Here is a 221-nt window from a genome sequence, read left to right on the forward strand (position 1 = left end):
GGGCGGAGATATCTGGATACGCTACCAGGATGGCACGCTGCGTAATCTGACGCTGGCTGCGGGCTTCAGCAGTAGCGGCATGCTGGGCGCCAATGCTACGGCGGTGCGTGATCCGTCGCCTTCCTGGGACGCCAGCAAGATCGTATTCAGCGCCTTGGTCGGTGCACCGACCAAACGTTATGAAGTAAAAACTTTCTACTGGCAATTATATGAAATGACCG

At 56.1% G+C, this 221-nt stretch carries 1 protein-coding gene; it reads left to right on the forward strand.

Annotation, left to right across the window (positions count from 1 at the left end; translation table 11 throughout):
* The coding region (locus AB1471_RS18160) for a hypothetical protein (protein ID WP_367781107.1) at positions 1-221 on the forward strand (221 nt) is incomplete at both ends.

This window comes from Jeotgalibacillus marinus (assembly GCF_040801915.1).
In the GTDB taxonomy this organism is placed as follows: domain Bacteria; phylum Bacillota; class Bacilli; order Bacillales; family Jeotgalibacillaceae; genus Jeotgalibacillus; species Jeotgalibacillus marinus.